This is a genomic window from Bacteroides sp. PHL 2737, from assembly GCF_004115325.2.
GTDB classification, from domain to species: domain Bacteria; phylum Bacteroidota; class Bacteroidia; order Bacteroidales; family Bacteroidaceae; genus Bacteroides; species Bacteroides hominis.
The window spans coordinates 568,201-584,352 of sequence record NZ_CP040630.1 but is presented as its reverse complement, the minus strand read 5'-3'; the positions used below and the strand labels follow the sequence as shown (position 1 = coordinate 584,352).

Sequence of the window (16,152 nt, the reverse complement as noted above, 5' to 3'; positions counted from 1 at the left end):
CATGCTGGGGCTTGCCCTATTTTATATATATGGGATTATGGCAACAATATTCAGTAGAATCATAGCAGGTGAAATTCCATGCTATAAGGTAGCCGAAAACGAAAAGTTTTTTGCTTTCCTTGATATCAATCCGTTGGTGAAGGGACATACTTTGGTTGTGCCTAAACAGGAAGTTGATTATATCTTTGATTTGAGTGATGAGGATCTGGCTGCAATGCATGTCTTTGCCAAAAAAATAGCCCGTGCTATTGAGAAAGCCTTTCCTTGTAAAAAAGTGGGTGAAGCAGTGATCGGACTTGAGGTTCCACATGCTCATATTCATTTGATTCCTATTCAGAATGAATCGGATATGCTTTTTTCTAATCCGAAACTGAAGCTGGCAGATGAAGAGTTCGTCGCTATTGCTAAGACTATTAATTCTGCTTACGAAGCAGCCCAATAAAATTCTTCCTTCATAATATAGTAAAGGGACTGAACCTGGCGTTCAGTCCCTTTTTTTAGTTTTACGCAGAAATCAAATATAGTCTTCTCCTAATTTCATTTGTGCATCGTTTACATACTTGCGTATGGCATGTTCTTCGTCTTTTTTGCATATCAGCAATACATTGTCTGACTCGGCAACCAGAAATCCCTCTAATCCTTCTATTACAGCAAGCTTGCCTTTTGGCAATACAACGATATTGTCGTTACTGTTATAGATCATAGAATCGCATTTCAGAGTTACATTTCCTTGTTCATCTTTAGGCGATAAGTCGTACAATGATCCCCATGTTCCAAGGTCCGACCATCCGAAATCTCCTAAAGAAACATATACATTGTCGGCTTTTTCCATGATGCCAAAGTCTATTGAAACATTTGGGCATGCCGGGAAGTTTTCTTCGATGAAGGCTTTCTCTTCCGGTGTGCCGTATACATCTTTTCCCGGAGCCAGTTTTGATGCTAATTCTGGAAGAAGAGCTTCTCCTGCTTTGATGATTGTATTGACGTTCCACATGAAAAGTCCGGAGTTCCAATAAAATTCTCCACTCTCGACAAAAACTTTAGCAAGCTCCAACTCGGGCTTTTCCGTGAATGTTTTTACTTTGTAGAAATTATCTCCTTCCTGTTCTGCTATCTGAATATATCCGTATCCTGTTTCCGGGCGATTAGGTTTTATCCCTAAGGTGAGGAGCTTGTCGTATTTTGAAACAAAGTCCAGACCTTTCTCTATGGCGGCTAAGAATTCTCCCTCTTTCAGAATCAGATGATCAGAAGGAGCAACTACGATATTGGCGTTCGGATTTAAAGAGCGTATATGGTAAGAGGCCCATGCGATGCAAGGAGCTGTATTTCTCCTTGCCGGCTCTAACAGAATCTGTTTGGGGTCTAATTCCGGAAGTTGTTCTTTTACCAAATCTGCATATATCGCATTTGTCACAATAAGTATGTTCTCCGTAGGAATAATTTTATTGAATCGATCGAAGGTTTGCTGCAGCAACGAACGACCTGTACCAAAGAAATCCAGAAACTGTTTAGGCATTGTCTTGCGGCTAAACGGCCAGAAACGACTGCCGATACCTCCGCCCATAATTACGCAATAATTATCTTTACTTGTCATGATATTGACTGTTTTAAATGTTTCTGCTAAAATACAGTTTATTCTCTGAAAACCGAAGCGTTTATGAGATGTTTTATTCTTTTTTTCTCCTTTTTTTTATAAAACTCTTGCAGGTTCAAAAAAAAGCCGTATCTTTGCACCGCATTTGAAACCAATGCCCAGATGGCGGAATCGGTAGACGCGCTGGTCTCAAACACCAGTGGATTCACTTCCATCCCGGTTCGACCCCGGGTCTGGGTACGAAAGATGAAGATAAACCCTTGTAAATACAAAGTTTACAAGGGTTTTCTATTTTTCTACTGAAACATTTAATCGGATCAATGTAAAAATCTGAGGGCTTTTCTTTTTATGCATATAATTTGGCGAGTCTGTACAAGAAAAATGCTTTATCTCTTACTCCTCTGAACTGTGCCCTAAACGCTTTGATTTTAGCATTAAATGATTCTGCTGCTGCATTGGTAGCCCTTCTTTCAAAGAAGTTTATTATATTCAGATAGTGCGTTTGTATAGAGCGCGCTACCCTTCCAAAGGTGAGGAACTCCGATTTGTCTACTTCATCATACCACCTTGCAAGCCTTGTCAAAGCAATATCTTTAAACTTACACTGATGATAGATTGAGCCTAACCGCATGGCCAGATAATATCCCTTCTTTATATCGGGATATTCTTTAAATAGAATCTCGGCCCGTATCCTTTGTGACTGAGTCCATAGCGATTCTTTTTTGTAAAGCAGATAAATACTCCTTGCCAGCAACTGTTTTCTTGTATCTCCATTAGCGAAAACGGGCGCATGATACATCTTTCCGCAGGCCTTTGCGTAAGCAATCTGTATGGACTCTTCGTCCAAAGCCTCCCAGCGAGCTTTCACGCGCATCTCCTGAACAGCTTCATAGGCTAATTTCTGTACATGGAAACGATCTGTAACGCGTTTGGCGGCAGGGAAGCAAGTCCGGGCAATCTGTGCCATATTGGGGGCCATATCCAATGTTATCTCACGTACCTGGTAGCGACGACGACGGGAAAGTTTAAGCAGGACAGAGGTGACTGTACAAACAGCCGTACCTTTAATGATAGCGATAATACTGCCTTTACCACCGTGAGCCTCTTTATTAATCAACACAGTATAGAGTTCTCCACGAGAGAGAGCCACTTCATCAATGCAGACGTAGGCACCAATGTTCTTTTCAAACAAAAGCCAGTTCTCTGCGTGGGCAAGCTGCTCCCAGTGGAGGTAGCCACTTAAATGGTTACGGTATTGACGTTCAAATAAATCCCCGTCAACGCCATATAAAGTACCCAATAACTTGCAGCTGATCGGATAATTATCAATATAGTTCTTTTAAAAAAAACGCAAAATCCTGCGTCATACGAGTACCCTCAGCTAACATGCGCCAGTTACGGCAGATATACTCATTGCTCTTCTTTAATATCCAGCGACGACGGCGAATGTTCAGATACACTTTCTTGCCACGAAGGGGAAAGTCCTGGACAACCACTGGATCATAAAAGCCTTTGCTCTCAGTGCCCTCACCGGCATACTGCTCAGGAACCAGATTCTTCTCTTCAAGGTAAATCACAATCTCATTCACGCTTTCCTTCACATCAACAAGAGCAAAGTAATCCAAGGTGCCTTCAGGAAGAAGAAGGCGATAACCATTTAACTCCATTTTCTATAAATTTGAAGGCAAAGATAAGAATTTATAATTTCACCCCTCAGAGTTATTCATTGATCCTATAAAACAACTTGTGCTGAAGAAATCTCTTACATATGGAATCATAGAGATTCCTTTGCTTAGTTTTCTTGGCGGAAAGCCAAATTTGACTTCATAGTGAGGATTGAAAAGATATAGTTGTTCATTCATAATCTGATATCCGGCTTGTTTTGCGATGTTTCTGAATATTTCAACGCTACATTTTGTCTGTTTAATATTTAGTAGTTCTTTTATAGTATCATCTTTTTCACCGCATAGTTTTAGTAGCCATCTACACAAGAAACGAGGAAGGAGATGTATAAAAGGCAGATGTGAGATAATTTTTCCTTTTGCAATCTGTTGATGTTCTTCGCCACATCCTACTTCCAACACTTTATCGGGGAGATATTCTATCTTGCTTTTTATATATGGAATGTAATAGTTTCTGCAGGTTTGCGCTTGTTCATTAAAATAGCGTTTACGGTCAATATGTCGTTCTTGCATTTCTATTATTGCTTTATCTTTTTAGAAAGAGCTATATTCTATTAAACAATTAGTTTTTAAACACCCTTTTTAGTATTTGTAGCCTCTGTACATTCCATGAAGAGCCGGTGAAGAATTATTAAACAGGTTCTTTTAATGGTTCGGTTGAAGCGTTCGTGCAATTAATTCCGCTCTAATTGGTTTTATTATATAAATAACTCATTCGGGAACTGATTTTAGCAAGTTTCGGATTATTTTTCATTTGGAAACTTCGTACATTTGCTACGTACTCGAACAGAGTGAATGTGTCTGTGTTCCTTGTGCTTCGGATAATGACAGATAAATCAAAGAAACAAAAAGCTATTAATTTTCCAACGAAGAGAGAAATATGAAAAACGTTATTCAGATACAATACTACCAATCACCATGCGGGGAGCTGATATTAGGCTCTTACCAAGGAAAACTTTGCATGTGCGATTGGAACAGGGAAGGAAGGCGGGCATTAATTGACCGGAGAATGCAGAAACTGTTACATGCCGATTATGAAAAGAGTTCATCTGAAGTAATTGTACGAACAATAATTCAGTTGGATGAATATTTTGGCAGGAAAAGAACGGCTTTTGATATTCCGTTGTTCTTTGTCGGTACCGATTTTCAGAAGACTGTTTGGAAAGAGTTGTTGAATATCCCGTATGGGATGACATTATCTTATGGCGATTTATCGCGGAAATTAGGCAATCCCAAAGCTATTCGCGCTGTGGCTGCCGCCAATGGGGCGAATCCCATTTCAATACTTGTTCCTTGTCATCGCGTGATTGGCAGTGACCGTAAATTAGTAGGGTATGGTGGTGGAATTCCTGCAAAGAAGATATTACTTGAACTTGAACTTTCTGACAAAGTGTTTTTTTGAATATAGATGAAGTCACAGCAGGAACTGAATTATAATCGGATTGCAGATGCTATCCGCTTTATTAAAAAGAACTATCGTACGCAGCCTAAATTGGAGGAGATCGCAGAACATATCAATATGAGCCCCTTCCATTTCCAAAGGATGTTTAGCGAGTGGGCGGGAACAACTCCGAAGCGTTTCTTGCAATATCTGAATATTGAGTATGCAAAAAAGATATTGAAAGAAACCCATGCGACACTTTTTGATACAGCCTGCGAGCTTGGACTTTCGGGAACAGGGCGACTTCATGACTTGTTTATAAACATAGAGGGAATGACTCCCGGTGAATATAAAAACGGCGGACTGGCATTGAATATTAATTATTCGTTTGCCGATACACCGTTTGGTAAAATAATAGCAGCATCTACCGATAAAGGTGTTTGTCACATGGCCTTTGTCGATGAAGGAGAGAGGAGAGCTTTTGATCATTTGCGAAGTATATTTCCTAACGCTAAATATGTGCTATCACCGGACACGAAGCAGCAACATGCATTGTCTGTCTTTGATCGGGATTGGAACAGGCTGGAAGAAATCAAACTGCATTTGAAAGGAACGGAATTCCAGTTAAAAGTATGGGAAACTTTATTGAAGATTCCGGCAGGAGGGCTGGCGACTTATGCCGATTTGGCGACCAAATCCGGATACAATGGTGCTTGTAGGGCTGTCGGAACTGCTGTGGGGAAGAATCCGGTTGCTTTTCTGATACCTTGCCATCGTGTGATAAAGGCTACCGGCGAACCGGGAAATTATCATTGGGGAGAGATGCGCAAGAATGCTATTATTGCTTGGGAAGCTGCCCATAAGGATTTCCCGGACCGGTGATCTGTCACCCTTCTGAAAGCCCGGTCAGGAAAGTAGTTTTAGCTCTTTCGCTATTCTGCAAGCTTCTATGGAATTCTTTACCTGGAGTTTCTCCAGTATATTTTGCCGGTGTCGGCTGACGGTATTTTTACTTATGAATAGGGTCCGGGCAATCTCCTGACTTGTTTTCCCCGTATCGATCAGCTTCAATATCACCTTTTCCCTGTCGGATAAAAGGCTGCTGTAGTCCTGTTTTTCCAGTTCTATGGCCTGTCCGTTTGCCGAGTTGATGACCATGCAATTCATGGTAGGATCAGTCGATAAATTGTAAAGGCACAGGGCCAGCCACATGCTATTGCTTGAGTGGGTAGATACATAAAACATTCTGTGCAGGACAGGAACATATTTTCCGGAAGTATTACGCATGCGGAGTTTGCTCATAAGAAAATAATCTGCACGCTTTTTCGCAGGAATCTGTTTCAGGAAGTGATAGAAGCGGAGTTCCTGTACATACTTTTCTGACAGATCATCGGGATGAATCTGTTTAAAGATTTCCTTTTCCCATATTGATTCAAAATTCCGGCTTTCTCCACGTTTGGCTATACCCAACGTTTCGGCTGTTCCCCCATAATAAATGTAGCTGATGTTGGTATGCATATCGCTAAGCACAGCAATTGCATTTTCTATCCGTGCATAGTTGTATGCTATTTGTTTATACTCTTTTAGTTCTTCAGGCAGTTGTTCATCTTTGCAGAAAGGCTGTGCCAGAAACTCTTTGTTCAGTTTGTCAACAATGTCCATATCGGGAAGGGAAATGGTTATTAATAAGCATTGCAGGCTTAGATACAAGCTCTTACCTTTGCAAAGATAATCATAAAACATAGTTGTTGATGGAAAGTGAAAAAGAAAAAATGGGAACAGGCAGGCTGTATGATGCTAATTATGATACAGAGCTGATAGCCGAACGGCAGGCCTGCAAAGAATTATGTTATGAACTGAATCGTTTACGTCCTTCGCAAATAACTGAACGGGAAGCCATTATTCGTCGATTGTTTCACAAGACGAAAGAGCATTTTCTGTTGGAACAACCCTTTTATTGCGATTATGGCTATAATATTGAGATAGGAGAGAATTTTTATGCCAATATAAACTGTGTCATTCTGGATGAAGCGAAAGTAACGTTCGGTGATAATGTTTTTATAGCTCCTTCTTGTGGATTCTATACTGCGGGGCATCCTCTGGATGCAGAACAAAGAAACCGGGGATTAGAGTATGCCCGTCCCATTCATGTGGGTAATAATGTCTGGATAGGAGCACAAGTTTGTGTGCTGCCGGGTGTGACAATCGGTGACAATACAGTGATAGGTGCGGGGAGTGTGGTGAATAGAGATATCCCGGGCAATGTGATTGCAGCAGGTAATCCTTGCCGTGTGATTAGGCAAATCACGGAAAAAGATAAAGTAAAATATACATTATAAGATAAGCATAATTAAAAAGTAAAATGAAAAAAGTATGTTTGGCCCTATTTATGGGCTTGATGGCGCAAGTGACATTTGCGCAGACGCTGGGAAAAATGCAATGGTTCAATGAACCGGACCAATGGGAGATAAAAGATAATGTACTATCGATGTCTGTCACTCCGCAAAGTGATTATTGGCGGATTTCTCACTATGGTTTTACGGTGGATGATGCACCATTCTATTATGCTACCTATGGTGGTGAGTTTGAGGCGAAAGTAAAAGTGACAGGTGACTATAAAGTACGCTTCGACCAAGCCGGACTGATGCTTCGTATTGACCATGAAAACTATATTAAAGCAGGTATTGAGTTTGTAGACGGGAAGTTTAATTTGAGTACAGTCGTTACTCATAAAACGAGTGACTGGAGCGTGATAACTTTGGATAAAACCGTGCCTTATATCTGGATAAAAGCTGTCAGACGACTGGATGCGGTAGAAATTTTCTATTCATTTGATGACAAAACTTACACACTAATGCGTAATGCCTGGTTACAGGATAATATACCCGTGAAGGTGGGACTGATGGCTGCTTGTCCTGATGGAAATGGATTTGAAGTGAGATTTGAGCACTTCAAGGTAAGGCACCTGCCTGACCAACGCAGAGTAGAATGGTTGAAGAAGAATGCCGAATAAATCAGAAAAATGGAAGATGGACGGTTTGGAAAGCCGTATCTTCCATTTTTCATTTTAGGAGTATGGGCAGGGTAGCTGTAGCCAGGTTTATTTATAAATCAAACGGCTTATAAACAGGTATCCTCCGAATATTTGCAGAGCCATTCCCGGCAGGCCGATACGGAAATCCTGTGCGGCACTGAGGAAATCTTTGACCATGATCCACTCACCCAGAGTACCGGCCACCTGGTAGGCCAACACGACAACCAGCAGAATGGGAATGGAGATACGCTTATAATGATGGGCGGCATAACCGGCCGCTACAGCCAGAAGCACTGATTTTAAAAGGATAGCAGGTAAAACTGCCGGATGGGGCATACCGAATAACAATGAATTCAGGACAGGTGAAAAGAGTGCTGCCAACAATCCGACTTTCCACCCATATTTATAGGCTCCGATCAGAGTAAAGAAATAGATCGGTAACCAGGTGATACCCCCTTGGGGGATGAGATGAAAAAGTTGGGGCAATGCCATATTTCCCACGACAAACAGCATCGCTGCCAGATATGTTTTGGCATCGTTGTAATTTAATGAATAAAGCTTGATAGATGTTGTTTCCATATTATGATATGATAATTAAAAGTTAATGTTGATTCCTCCCATAAATGTAGCTTTCGGCATAGGGTAACCGGCATTTATTTCATAACGTTGCGCCAGCAGATTCTCTCCTTTTACAAACAGGCCGGCGATGGAGCAGATACGATAATTACCTCGAAGATTCCATAGAAGAAAGTTTTCTTTCTTTTCTTCAGGGCTCACTACAGTATAAAGTCCTGCCACATATTGTATTCCGGTGGAGAAATTCCATTTGCCTTTTGTGTAATCAATTCCTGCATATAATTTATGTTCCGGTGCGGCAACCAGAGGGTGTTCCATATGAAGCCAGCTGTAGTTAGCAGTCAGGTTCCATGTAGGATGGATGTGGTACGCTATACTGGCTTCTGCTCCCCAGTTCTCTATTTTACCGGTGTTTACGTTCAGCGGACGTCCGTCTGTGCGGATAGTCTGGATCATATTGTCACCATTGATATAAAAGAGGTTAACCCCATAATAAAACGTTTGATCGAACAGTCGTTGAGAATAAGACAATTCGTAATTCCATAACCGTTCCGGCAATAAATCGGGATTGGCAGGGCGGAACATATATAGTTCGCGGATTGTAGGGTTGCGGAATCCTTTACTGGCCATAGCTTTCAAGCTTGCGTTGTGTGGCAACTGTACCGACAAGCCGACTTGTGGTATCCATTCTGTTCCGGAGACAGTGTGATGATCTGCACGGATCCCTGCGTCTATTGTCAGATGACTACCGATTGCCTGACGGAAATCAACGTATCCCGCAATTTCATTTTCCGATTTATCCGAGATATTTTCTTTATGGCGGTCTGTAATGAAGCGATTCCATGCTTCACCGCCAAACCGCATATAGTCTAATCCTACAGTCAGCCGGTTACCCGTAAATAAAGAAGTACTCTGGTACCAGGAAATTCCCGTCATCCGGTCTTTAGAGTTGAAACGGTAGTCCAGTGGTTCTTCGCCTGTACCGTATCCGTCATTAATGTGATGTTTACCCCAATTATAAAAAAACTTGAGTGCCCCCGATGTATGTTCATACTTATTCTCCAAAGCAAATGAAGTCATGCCACGTGTAATGCGTGAATCGTTATCGAAAACCGGAGTGCTGACTGTTCTCGGATTAGAGGCATTGAAATGCGTCAGGTTCAGATCTGCGGATATGTTCCATGTGCGGTTCAATTCATAGCCCAGCCTTGTATATCCGCCGTATTGCTCAAACTCCATATCGGGGCGATGTCCGTCTGTCCGGTTGTAAGAACCGGTGATAACACTGCTGAAACGTCCTTTTTTTACTTGGTTGGTAACTTCGGTCGTCCATGTATTATATGAGCCATATCCCAGCCGGGCTCCCGTTTTCACTCCGTTTTCCCGCTGCTGACGGGTCACGATGTTGATTACTCCGCCCATTGCATTCGAACCATAAAGTACGGATGCAGGGCCACGTACTACTTCCACTTTTTCAGCCAGCATCGATTGATAAGCGTCGGCAATAGGATGCCCCATTAGCCCCATGTACTGTGGATGTCCGTCAATCAATACTAATAATCCTGTAGTGGGGCTGCCTCCGATGCCACGCAGGCTGATACCACCTGCCGCACCGCTCGACACGCCATACCCCATGATGCCACGGCTGGTTGTGAATAACCCCGGGATCTGTTCTGTCAACATGGGGAGTAAAGAAGGCTCTAAACGTTTCTCTATGGTTTCGTGGTTCAGGACTGAAACAGTCATAGGCAGATGGCGGATGTCAGTTTCATTTCGTGTGCCGGTGACTACTACCCCGTCTATCTCGTAATTCTGTGTCGTGTGGGTCGTGTCTCTCCGGACTTGTGCCTCTAAAGAGGTACTTAGAAAAGTACAGGCAAACAGGATGCCAAGCAGATTTTTCTTCATCCTCATTTTGGAGAGGAAATTCTCAATGATCCGGAATATTTCTTCTAAAGAACTGATTTCATGGCAAGCTGTTTCCAGCGGACACCATCCGCTTTTGTCCCGATTCTCAATGAAAGGCACCAATCGGATATAAGTAACCTCAACATTGGCATCATGCAGGAGTGTAAGTGCGGGTTGGCTGATGACATCTGCATATACCCGCCGGATTCCTCCCAGAACCATTAGTCCTGCGGCAGCTTTCCCAATCACCTTGTCGGCAATGCAGGCTCCTTTCATGAAAGAGGGTTCTTGCCGGAACAGATCGTATAAATCGGCTACGCCCCGTTGAGTGAAGGTGCGTATTTCCGCTCCGTTCCCGATCACACAGGAATAGCCTCCGGAGTGGAGTAGATCGATTATCTTTTCCATTATAGCGTTTCCTGTTTGAGTTGTTCTACAAAATGATCGATACGGTGCAGTTCGTCCGGAATCCGGATAGACTGCGGACAATGTGAGGTGCATTGGTTGCAGCCAATACAATGGCTGGCTTGCCGTAGTTTGGGTACACTGCGGTCATAGCCTATCAGGAAAGCGCGCCGTGCTTCTTTATAGTTTTCGCTTGTCCGGCTTTGCGGAATATTCCCTTCGTTTACGCACTTGTTGTAATGAACGAGGATGGCAGGAATATTGATGCCGTATGGGCAGGGCATGCAATATTTGCAGTCATTGCATGGGATGGTAGGATATTGCATCATAAGTTGTGCAGTCTCTTCCAGATATTCCTTGTCGTCATCGGTCAGAGGAACCAGTGGTGAATAAGTACGGATGTTATCTTGCAAGTGCTCCATGTAGGTCATACCGCTCAATACAGTCAGTACCAGTTCCGGTGAACCGGCAAAGCGGAAAGCCCACGATGCTATGCTGTCTTCAGGACGTCGCTGTTTCAGTCGTCCCACGATGTGTTCAGGGACATTTGACAGGCGTCCGCCCAACAGTGGTTCCATGATGACAGCGGCAATGTTTCGTTTGGCCAGTTCTCCGTAAAGATATTCCGCATTGACATTGTTTCCTGTAGCGTGGCGCCAGTCCATATAGTTGAGTTGAATTTGTACAAAATCCCATTTCACCGTATCATGCATGGCGAGTACCTGGTCGAAAACCTCGACATCACCATGAAATGACCAGCCGAGGTGCCGGATACGCCCGGCTTCACGTTCTTTGAGAAGGAAGTCAAGCATGCCGTTATCGATATATCGTTCGTTGAACACTTTCATTCCGCCGCCACCGATGGCGTGCAGCAGATAATAATCAAAGTACTCTACCTGCATATCCTCAAACGACTGGTGATACATAGCCAGTGAGTTTTCACGTGAGAAGTTTGAAAAATTCGATAGTTTGGTTGCTATGTACAGTTTTTCACGCGGATGCCTTTTGAGGGCAATTCCTGTTGCTTTTTCCGACCAGCCCTGTACATATACGGGCGATGTATCGAAATAGTTTACTCCGTGGGCGATAGCATAATCTACCAGTTCATTGACGGCTTCCTGGTTGATAAGGTCTCCTTTCCCTTCCGGTGAAGGGATTGTAGGCCAGCGCATGCAGCCATACCCCAGGAGAGAAACTTTATCTTTGATTCCGCCTACTGAGCGATAGGTCATTTTATCTGTGGGGACAGGAGAAGAGGCACTCCGTCCCTGACCGGCTTTATCTCCGGAGCCGCAACCATAAAGAGCGGCAGTTGTTGTAGCGGCGCTGATACCCACAATTTTGAGGAATCCTCTTCGGTCTATATGCTTATTCTGTTTTTCCATATGTTTCTACTTTTGGGATGTGTTATATGATACGGTGTCTTTCGTGACCTTCTACATAGATGGCACTGAACGGGCGTGCCGGGCAAAGATTTTCACATGCTCCGCAACCGATGCAACGTTCGGTATTGATTGCCGGTATTTTGGGGGAGTCTGTTTGGTTCGGTATGGATAGAATCATCTGAATGGCTCCTGTCGGACAATGACGGGCACAATTGCCACATTCCACCCCGTCAGTCAGTGGTACGCAGTTCGCTTTTACCCAGACCGCATGCCCGATTTGAGTCGAAGACTTGTCGGCCACCGTGATAGGGCGGATTGCTCCTGCCGGACATACCTGGGAACAATCGTTACACTCCGGACGACAATAGCCGCGTTCGTACGACATTTCGGGCTGCATCAGGTTCATCAGTTTCGTGGAAGGACGCAATACCTGATTGGGGCAGGCTGATACACACAGTTGGCAGGCCGTGCAATGTGCAGACATATTACGCACACTCAACGAACCGGGAGGTGTGATGGGTGTCTGCCGATTGGGTATTTTCTTATCTTCTATGGTGGCGAGTCCGCCATCTACTTTTTTCTCCTGTGCTTTGAGTGCCGATGTTGCGGCTACCATTGTCGTTACGGTCAGGAAGTTGCGGCGTGCTTCATTTACTTGGCCGGATGAGGCCAGAGGAGCATTCTGCTTCACTTGTGGTGATCCTGTTTTGTTTGTTCGTAATTGGTAACTGAGCGCTTTCTGCTTGCATTTGCCAAGGCAGTCCATGCAAGCCACACAACGGCTGTAGTCTATCGTATGTTCTTTGGAGTTGATGCATGCCGCTTTGCAATGGCGTGCACACAGTCCGCACCCGTTACATTTATCCGTATCAATCGTGACGCGGAATAAAGAATAGCGTGAAAGAAATCCCAGTACTGTCCCCACAGGGCAGATGGTATTACAGTAGGTACGCCCGTTTCGCCATGCCAGCAGAATCAGGATAACGAAAGTCGCTGCAGCGATGATAAATGTCGGCAGACTTTTCATCCAGACTTCGACGTCATAAAATGCATAACTGTCGATTCGTTCCGCCAGATGAGCAAACAGGTTGTTTCCCCATAACCAGATGGGTTGGAACAGGTTGTTTGCAATACGTCCGTAAGCACTATACGGAGCAAACAAAGTTGCGATGAAACTAACTCCTGCTATCAGGGTAATGATGAATATAGCCAATGCCCCGTAGCGTAGTGAAGAGAGTGCCGGAGAATAGGAGTAAGGCAACTTTTTCCGTCTTTTCCCAACCCAGGCTGCCACATCCTGGAATACTCCGAGCGGACAAATCACCGAACAGTAGATTCGTCCGAATACGGCTGTCAGAATTATTAAAAAGGCTACTACCCCTATGTTCAATGCCAGTATCGCAGGAAGGAACTGGATTTTTGCCAGCCAGCCGAACCAACCGTGCAGTGTTCCGGTGAAATCAAGGAACAGCAGGGTGATCAGTGTCAGGCAGATGATGCCACATGTTAGTCTGATTTTTCGTATCATTGCGTTTGTTTTTATTGAGTTTGTTATTTATCGTTTACAAGCCACGTCTTAAATTCCGATGCTTTGTTTTTGCTGACATAAACACGTTCCGGCACTTCGGTATCGAGTGTGATAAGCAGTCGGCTGTCAAACCAGATAGTTATATCCGTTACGCTGTCTCTGGCTATGACAAACTGTTTGTTAGCCCGGATAAAGTCTGTCGGATTGAGTGAGGAGACGATCTGTTCCAAGGTCTTGGAATAAGGATAACAGTTGCCGTCCTTCAGGCGTACATATGTGTTTTTACCGGTTGCGTAGAAATAAGAAATCTCTTTTATGCTCACCGGGAGCAGTTTGTCTTTATGTGCAATCAATAGTTTGTCTTTGTACTTGGGTGCGGGTTTCAGCTGCGTCAGTTGTGCCAAATATTGCAAAAGGTCCTGTCGGGTCAGTTTGCTGTATTTTTCCAGTGCGTGTTCTACATCCTCCACCTTGACAGGTTTCAGTAAATAGTCTATGCTGTTCACTTTAAAAGCTTCGATGGCATATCGGTCATAAGCCGTTGTAAATATAATAGGAGTCTCCAGCTTTATTCTGTCGAAAATGGCAAAGGCCGATCCGTCTGATAAATGAATATCCATGAATATCAGATCCGGAGCCGGATTTGACTGCAACCATCCGACAGTCTGCGTGACACTTTCTGTATTGGCCATGCCCCGGATATCGGGGGCTACCTCCGCGAGGATATCCGTCAGGTTTTCATAGGCAGCGGTTTCGTCTTCTACAATCAGTACTTTCATAACAACTACTATATTAGAGGTAGATATACCCGGAATGTCTCTTCGTCAGATTCCACCCGGATTTGCTTATTCATTAACAGATTGAATCGATTTTCCAAGTTACTTAGTCCGGTTCCGTTTGTGTCGGGCGGGGATAGTTTAGGGTAAATGGGATTGGACACCACCAGTTCAGATTGTTCGTTCATCCGGATGGAGATCTCCATCTTGTGTTCGCTGTCTATCCGGTTGTGTACGGTGACGTTATCGACTAACGGAAGTAGTGAGAGTACAGGCAGTGTCAGCAAATCTTTTTGCCTTTCGGCTACGTCGATGGCAAAAACCAGTTTATTGGCAAAACGTACCTCCATTACGTATTGGAAAGATTGGATGAACTCCAGTTCTTCTCTCAGCGTGACGAGCCCTTTCCGGTCGCTTTGCAAGATGTACCGGAAGATATCAGATAGCTGATTGACGTACATCAGCGTGTTTTCATCATTCTTTTTTCGTATTAATGAAGATATTCCGTTCAGTGAGTTAAAGAAGAAATGCGGGTTTACCTGATTGGCCAGTGCGTCACAACGACTTTGTAAGTTCTCAAAACGAAGACGTTCTATTTCCTGCTCTTTTTCTCTCTGCCGGGTATAAAGCATGGAGATGTATCCTACCAATGTGCATAAAAAGCAGAGCGTGAAGAACTGGGAGATTAAAGTGCTTCCCAGAAAATCCGTATGGAAACCATGCGAAGAGATGGTGTACGAAACGGATGCGAAGAACAGATAACCGGTCAGTGCAAACAGGAAGTTGTGAGTCAGGCGTTTCCGGAATAGCGCTGTCGGGATCTGCCGCAGATTGTAGTTTATCAGGAAACCGATCATCCCCCAAAAGAAAAGGAAGCGATATATAAAATAAGAAAAGAAACCAAGGTAGTCCGATGGCTTCAAAGAGTTTAGCTCCCACGGAGTGCAGGCTATATTGGGGTATATGATAAAAACCGCACTGATCAGGCTGACCAGCGGAAGGTTTCGGGATATATATTTATCAAAGGAATCCATGATGCTCTTCTTTCTCACTGCAAAGAAAAGCAAAATAATGATTCCTTATTTGTTATGTCATGTCAAAACGAAAAAAGAGGCATAAAAGCGAAACTTTTTCATTTTTTCAGCATAAATACGATATAGTCTCTACACAAAATAAGAATGCAGAATGACAAAACCAGAGAAGCGATCAGCATAAATTCTTTCATAATGTTTGTTGGTTTTATAGGTTCTTTCCTATAAAGACAACACCCAATGAAAAATTCCCTACCCGGATAACTGTTTTATTTCATTTGTTTTTGTTCTGCTACGTATTTCCAGAGCGGTGCCGCATGTAATGCCTGTATGATTTGGTTGCTTTTCAGGAGTTCTTGTACCTCTTCAAAGGTGAGCAGATGCACTGTAAGTGACTCCGTATCTTCCAGATGTTGTATGTCTACTCGTTCTACATCCGTTGCCAGAAAGCAGTGAGTCAGATTGGTATGTGTGCTTGGATTGGCCGAAATCACCATATATTCCTGCCAGTTACCATTGCCGTATCCGGTTTCTTCCAGCAGTTCACGTTGTGCCGAAACAAGCGGTGATGCATCCTCTTTCTCGCATACACCCGCACAAAGTTCATATAGCTGTTTGCCGATTCCCGGTCGGAACTGGCGGACAAATACAAACTTTCCTTCTCTGGTGATGGCGATGGTGTTCACCCAGTCGGGATACTCAAGGATGTAGTACTCCGGGATATGGTTGCCGTTAGGCAAAAGCATGTCGTCGCACCGTACGGTCAACCACGGGCGGCGAAATAGATATTTGCTGCTGACTACTTGCCAGGCTTCGTCTTTTGTTTCCATTGTTTTATTGATAGAGGTT

17 protein-coding genes and 1 tRNA gene are annotated in these 16,152 nt (G+C 43.7%); 6 read left to right on the top strand and 12 right to left on the bottom strand.

The genetic code is table 11. From position 1 onward, the window contains the following. Positions 1-37: 37 nt before the first annotated feature. The gene (locus tag DBK98_RS02580; protein ID WP_032530810.1) at positions 38-442 is read left to right on the top strand and encodes an HIT family protein; all 405 of its coding nucleotides are present in this window, start codon (positions 38-40) and stop codon (positions 440-442) included. A gap of 72 nt (positions 443-514) precedes the next feature. Here DBK98_RS02580 and DBK98_RS02575 read toward each other — a convergent pair whose 3' ends face one another. Further along, the gene (locus tag DBK98_RS02575) at positions 515-1,597 is read right to left on the bottom strand and encodes a mannose-1-phosphate guanylyltransferase (RefSeq protein ID WP_005811573.1); all 1,083 of its coding nucleotides are present in this window, start codon (positions 1,595-1,597) and stop codon (positions 515-517) included. Positions 1,598-1,753: 156 nt separating this feature from the next. Here DBK98_RS02575 and DBK98_RS02570 point away from each other — a divergent pair. Beyond that, a tRNA-Leu gene (locus tag DBK98_RS02570) sits at positions 1,754-1,837 on the top strand. 106 nt (positions 1,838-1,943) lie between these two features. On the opposite strand, the gene DBK98_RS02565 is transcribed toward DBK98_RS02570, so the two are convergent. Genes DBK98_RS02565 through DBK98_RS02555 form a run of 3 tightly spaced genes read right to left on the bottom strand, consistent with a single transcriptional unit; the run spans position 1,944 to position 3,792 of the window. Then, positions 1,944-2,897 (bottom strand): transposase, encoded by a 954-nt coding sequence (locus DBK98_RS02565; RefSeq protein ID WP_005811090.1) that lies wholly within the window; start codon positions 2,895-2,897, stop codon positions 1,944-1,946. A gap of 25 nt (positions 2,898-2,922) precedes the next feature. Next, positions 2,923-3,264 carry a transposase family protein gene (locus DBK98_RS02560; protein ID WP_033572485.1) on the bottom strand — a complete coding sequence of 114 codons (342 nt, stop codon included), beginning with the start codon at positions 3,262-3,264 and terminating at the stop codon, positions 2,923-2,925. Positions 3,265-3,303: 39 nt separating this feature from the next. After that, positions 3,304-3,792 (bottom strand): hypothetical protein, encoded by a 489-nt coding sequence (locus DBK98_RS02555; RefSeq protein ID WP_032536163.1) that lies wholly within the window; start codon positions 3,790-3,792, stop codon positions 3,304-3,306. Positions 3,793-4,159: 367 nt separating this feature from the next. Between DBK98_RS02555 and DBK98_RS02550 the strand changes: the two genes are divergently transcribed. Together DBK98_RS02550 and DBK98_RS02545 are read left to right on the top strand one after the other, a co-directional pair. Continuing rightward, positions 4,160-4,681 carry a methylated-DNA--[protein]-cysteine S-methyltransferase gene (locus DBK98_RS02550; RefSeq protein WP_032536164.1) on the top strand — a complete coding sequence of 174 codons (522 nt, stop codon included), beginning with the start codon at positions 4,160-4,162 and terminating at the stop codon, positions 4,679-4,681. Between the two features lie 6 nt (positions 4,682-4,687). After that, on the top strand, positions 4,688-5,542 hold the full coding sequence (locus DBK98_RS02545; protein ID WP_005811566.1) for a methylated-DNA--[protein]-cysteine S-methyltransferase: 855 nt from the start codon (positions 4,688-4,690) through the stop codon (positions 5,540-5,542). Positions 5,543-5,566: 24 nt separating this feature from the next. Here the strand turns inward: DBK98_RS02545 and DBK98_RS02540 are convergent, their stop codons facing one another. Beyond that, positions 5,567-6,403, bottom strand: coding sequence for a response regulator transcription factor (locus tag DBK98_RS02540; RefSeq protein ID WP_005811564.1), 837 nt, complete (start codon positions 6,401-6,403; stop codon positions 5,567-5,569). Between the two features lie 8 nt (positions 6,404-6,411). Between DBK98_RS02540 and DBK98_RS02535 the strand changes: the two genes are divergently transcribed. Both DBK98_RS02535 and DBK98_RS02530 read left to right on the top strand, forming a co-directional pair. Next, positions 6,412-6,999, top strand: a complete 588-nt coding sequence (locus DBK98_RS02535; RefSeq protein WP_005811562.1) for a sugar O-acetyltransferase — start codon at positions 6,412-6,414, stop codon at positions 6,997-6,999. 23 nt (positions 7,000-7,022) lie between these two features. Next, positions 7,023-7,673 carry a DUF1349 domain-containing protein gene (locus tag DBK98_RS02530; RefSeq protein ID WP_005811559.1) on the top strand — a complete coding sequence of 217 codons (651 nt, stop codon included), beginning with the start codon at positions 7,023-7,025 and terminating at the stop codon, positions 7,671-7,673. A gap of 87 nt (positions 7,674-7,760) precedes the next feature. Here DBK98_RS02530 and DBK98_RS02525 read toward each other — a convergent pair whose 3' ends face one another. From DBK98_RS02525 to DBK98_RS02495, 7 genes are all read right to left on the bottom strand, one after another. Continuing rightward, positions 7,761-8,273: an ECF transporter S component gene (locus tag DBK98_RS02525; protein WP_005811556.1), complete on the bottom strand. Its 513-nt coding sequence runs from the start codon at positions 8,271-8,273 to the stop codon at positions 7,761-7,763. Between the two features lie 15 nt (positions 8,274-8,288). Then, positions 8,289-10,586 (bottom strand): TonB-dependent receptor domain-containing protein, encoded by a 2,298-nt coding sequence (locus DBK98_RS02520; RefSeq protein ID WP_080714532.1) that lies wholly within the window; start codon positions 10,584-10,586, stop codon positions 8,289-8,291. Beyond that, on the bottom strand, positions 10,586-11,968 hold the full coding sequence (locus DBK98_RS02515) for an aldo/keto reductase (protein ID WP_032536165.1): 1,383 nt from the start codon (positions 11,966-11,968) through the stop codon (positions 10,586-10,588). The genes DBK98_RS02520 and DBK98_RS02515 overlap by 1 nt, the downstream gene beginning before the upstream one ends. A gap of 22 nt (positions 11,969-11,990) precedes the next feature. After that, the gene (locus tag DBK98_RS02510) at positions 11,991-13,496 is read right to left on the bottom strand and encodes a 4Fe-4S binding protein (RefSeq protein ID WP_032536166.1); all 1,506 of its coding nucleotides are present in this window, start codon (positions 13,494-13,496) and stop codon (positions 11,991-11,993) included. A gap of 23 nt (positions 13,497-13,519) precedes the next feature. Beyond that, positions 13,520-14,275: a LytTR family DNA-binding domain-containing protein gene (locus tag DBK98_RS02505; protein WP_032536167.1), complete on the bottom strand. Its 756-nt coding sequence runs from the start codon at positions 14,273-14,275 to the stop codon at positions 13,520-13,522. Between the two features lie 8 nt (positions 14,276-14,283). Beyond that, a complete protein-coding gene (locus DBK98_RS02500; RefSeq protein ID WP_032536168.1) occupies positions 14,284-15,306 on the bottom strand; it encodes a sensor histidine kinase in 1,023 nt (340 codons plus the stop codon). A gap of 266 nt (positions 15,307-15,572) precedes the next feature. Continuing rightward, positions 15,573-16,133: an NUDIX hydrolase gene (locus DBK98_RS02495; protein ID WP_005811532.1), complete on the bottom strand. Its 561-nt coding sequence runs from the start codon at positions 16,131-16,133 to the stop codon at positions 15,573-15,575. Between the last annotated feature and the right edge of the window lie 19 nt (positions 16,134-16,152).